Raw genomic sequence first — 2,946 nt, 5'->3', positions numbered from 1 at the left:
GCTGGCGGTATATGCCGGCGTCAACCGCATCGTCAGCCCGGCGCGCCCCGCGGTACAGGCCGCTGAAGCGCTGGGCCTGGAGATTGAGCGCCGGCGCGAGTGCTGTATCTTCTAACTATGCCTCCGGTACTACCCCATAGCCTTCCAACAAGCCCAACTGCGCCATCCCCCAGACGATAGCCGCCGCGGCCAGCACACAGCCGGCCAGGAAGGCCCAGTCCGTGGGGCGCACATGCACATCCCGGTAATAGGTGCGGCGCGGCAGTGCGCCAAAGGCCTTGGAATCCATGGCGATGGCCACGCGCTCCGATTTGCGGATGGCGCTGGCCAGCAGGGGCACGGCGTAGCGCTGTAACTGCTCCCAGCGGCCGCGCAGGGTGGGACGCTCGCCGGCGCCGCGGATGCGGTGCGCGGCGCGGATGATCTCCAGCTCCGTGCGCCACATCGGCATGAAGCGGTAGGCCACCAGGATGCCGTAGCCCAGGCGGAAGGGAAAGCGTGCCTGCTGGATCAGGCTCAGGACGAAGTCGGTCGGATCGGTCGTGGCGACAAACAGGATGGAGAAAGTCACGATGGAGAGCATGCGCAGGGTGAGCGAGATGCCGACGCGAATGCCCTCGAGGATGACGCGCACACCGCCGGCCTGCCAGAGGATGGTCACCGGCCGGCCGGGCAGTGGGGTGTAGAAAAAGGCGTTGGCGCTGATGAATCCCAGCGCTCCCAGCACGAGGAACAGGAGTAGGGGACGGATGAACTGGCGGATCGGCACGCGCGCCAGCACCCGCAGCATGAACAGCCCCAGCGCCAGGAAGGCCAGCGGCGTCCATGGATCGAAGGCCATGGTCACCGCCACCACCAGCGCCATGATGCCGGCCAGTTTGAGGGTGGGGTTCAGCCGATGGATGAACGAGTCGGCGGCGTAATAGTTCAGCAGTCCTTCCATGTTATCCTCGCTTCGCCGGCCCGCCGGCCGCCGGCGCTCCCTGCAAAAGCCCCATCCATTCCCGGATGGACAGCGGCGCCGTGCCATCGCCGTAGCGCAGGCCAAAACGCCTGGCCAGCTCGTACAAGGGCGGCGGACGCAGTTCCGCGGCGGCCACCAGCTCCTCATCAGCAAAGAGCGCGTGCGGCGTGCCCTGAAAGCGCACCTGGCCGTCCACCAGCACCGCCGCCGTGCCGGCGTAATCGGCCACCAACTGCATGTCATGAGTGATGGCGAGGATGGTGACGCCGGCGGCATGCAGGGTCTGGAGCCGCTCCATCAGGGCGTGAGCGGTGTTGCGGTCCTGGCCGAACGTCGGCTCGTCCAGGATGAGGATGCGCTGTCCGACGGCCAGCATGGTGGCCACGCTCAGCCGGCGCTTCTGTCCCTGGCTCAGCGCGAACGGGTTCATCTTGCGGTACGGCGTCAGTCCGAACGATGCCAGCAGGGCATCGGTGATCTGTGCGATCTCGGCCTCCGGGCGCCGGCGCACCCGCAGGCTGTAGGCCAGCTCCGCCTCCACGGTGCGCTCGACGAACTGATGTTCCGGGTTTTGGAAGACAAAGCCAACCCGCGCTGTGATGTCCGCCGTGGTGAGGGCGGTGATATCCTCGCCGAACAGGAACACATGCCCCGCCGGCGGCCGCAGGATGTCCACGAAGTGCAGGGCTAAGGTTGTTTTGCCGGCCCCGTTGGGCCCCACCAGCGCCATGAAGGCCCCCTGCGGCACGGCCAGCGATAGGTCGCGCAGGACCTCGGGTCCGCCGGCCCGATAGCGGAAGGAGAGGCGGCGCGCTTCCAGCGCTGGTGGGCCGCCGGCGGTGCTCCCCACGGGGCGGCGCGGCGGCTCTGCTGGAAGGGGGCCGGCGGGGACGATGCCGGCGAACACTTCTTCCGCCTCGTCCACGGTCAGGGGCAGACGGTCCAGAGGAAGGCCGGCGGCGCGCAGTTTGCGAGCCAGGGCGGTCACCTGGGGAAGCCAGATGCCCATCTCGTCCAGAACTTCCCCGTTGGTCTGAAACACCTGCGCCGGCGCGCCGCTCAGCACCAGCCGGCCCTCATGGTTCAACAGCATCACCCGGTCCACCATGGCGATCAAGTCGTCCAGGATGTGTTCCACGATGATGATGGTGGTATCGGGTTGTTGGGCACGCAGTCGGGCCAGCCACTGGAAGAACTCGAAGCGCGCCGCCGGGTCCAGGTTGGCGGTGGGTTCATCCAGGAAGAGGATGGAGGGCCGGCGCGCCAGGGCACAGGCCAGCGCCAGGCGCTGTTTTTGCCCTCCGCTGAGCCGGTCCACCCGTTCGCGCCGGCGCTCCTCCAATCCCACCAGCCGCAGGCTTTCAGCGATGCGCGCTTCCATTTCCGGACGGGGCAGGGCCATGTTCTCCAGGCCGAAGGCCACCTCGTCCTCAACGGTCAGCATGCAGAACTGGGCTTCCGGGTCCTGGAAGACGATGCCCACTTGGGCGGTGCGCTGACCCACAGTCAGGGCCGCGATGTTCTGCCCAGCGATGAGCACCTCCCCCTGCATGGCCGCCGGTACCGAGTCGGGGATCAGGCCGGCCAGACACAGCCCCAGCGTGCTTTTGCCGCTCCCGCTGGGACCAAGGAGCAGGAGCGTCTCCCCGCGTTCGGCCTGGAAGCTCACATCCTGCAGTGCCGGCCGCGGGGCACGCGGGTAGCGCACCGTCAGATGGCGGACATCGATCCAGGCCATAAGCTCATCCCTGTATGCGGGCGCGGCCCAGCGCGGTGTTGTCCAGCACGCCGGTGGCGGCCAGCGCATCGCTCAGCACCTTGCCGAGCCAGCCGGAAAGGATAGCCGCGGAGATGAACCGGGCGATGAGCATCAGCACCACGATTGGCACCGCCAATGTGTTGTACCAGAAGGCGTAGTCCACGATCCAGCTCCCCAGTGCGGCGCCGGCGGATGCGGCGATGAGCGTCGGCAGGTCATAATG

At 67.6% G+C, this 2,946-nt stretch carries 4 protein-coding genes; 1 reads left to right on the top strand and 3 read right to left on the bottom strand.

The window, feature by feature from the left end; all coding sequences use genetic code 11:
• A partial coding sequence (locus H5T60_13620; GenBank protein MBC7243470.1) for a radical SAM protein occupies positions 1–115 on the top strand: 115 nt, incomplete at its 5' end.
• Here the strand turns inward: H5T60_13620 and H5T60_13615 are convergent.
• The 3 genes from H5T60_13615 to H5T60_13605 form a co-directional block, all read right to left on the bottom strand.
• On the bottom strand, positions 116–943 hold the full coding sequence (locus tag H5T60_13615; GenBank protein ID MBC7243469.1) for an energy-coupling factor transporter transmembrane protein EcfT: 828 nt from the start codon (positions 941–943) through the stop codon (positions 116–118).
• A gap of 1 nt (position 944) precedes the next feature.
• Positions 945–2,702 (bottom strand): ABC transporter ATP-binding protein, encoded by a 1,758-nt coding sequence (locus tag H5T60_13610; GenBank protein MBC7243468.1) that lies wholly within the window; start codon positions 2,700–2,702, stop codon positions 945–947.
• A gap of 4 nt (positions 2,703–2,706) precedes the next feature.
• On the bottom strand, positions 2,707–2,946 hold a 240-nt coding region (locus H5T60_13605), incomplete at its 5' end, for a thiamine permease (protein ID MBC7243467.1).

Source organism: Anaerolineae bacterium (genome assembly GCA_014360855.1).
Classification (GTDB): Bacteria; Chloroflexota; Anaerolineae; order JACIWP01; family JACIWP01; genus JACIWP01.
The sequence above is the reverse complement of the archived record's forward strand: the minus strand, read 5'-3'. Positions and strand labels throughout refer to the sequence as shown.

Coding starts and splice junctions, on each gene's coding strand:
- H5T60_13615 (MBC7243469.1), bottom strand. CDS start 943: ATGGAAGGACTGCTGAACTATTACGCCGCCGACTCGTTCATCCATCGG.
- H5T60_13610 (MBC7243468.1), bottom strand. CDS start 2,702: ATGGCCTGGATCGATGTCCGCCATCTGACGGTGCGCTACCCGCGTGCC.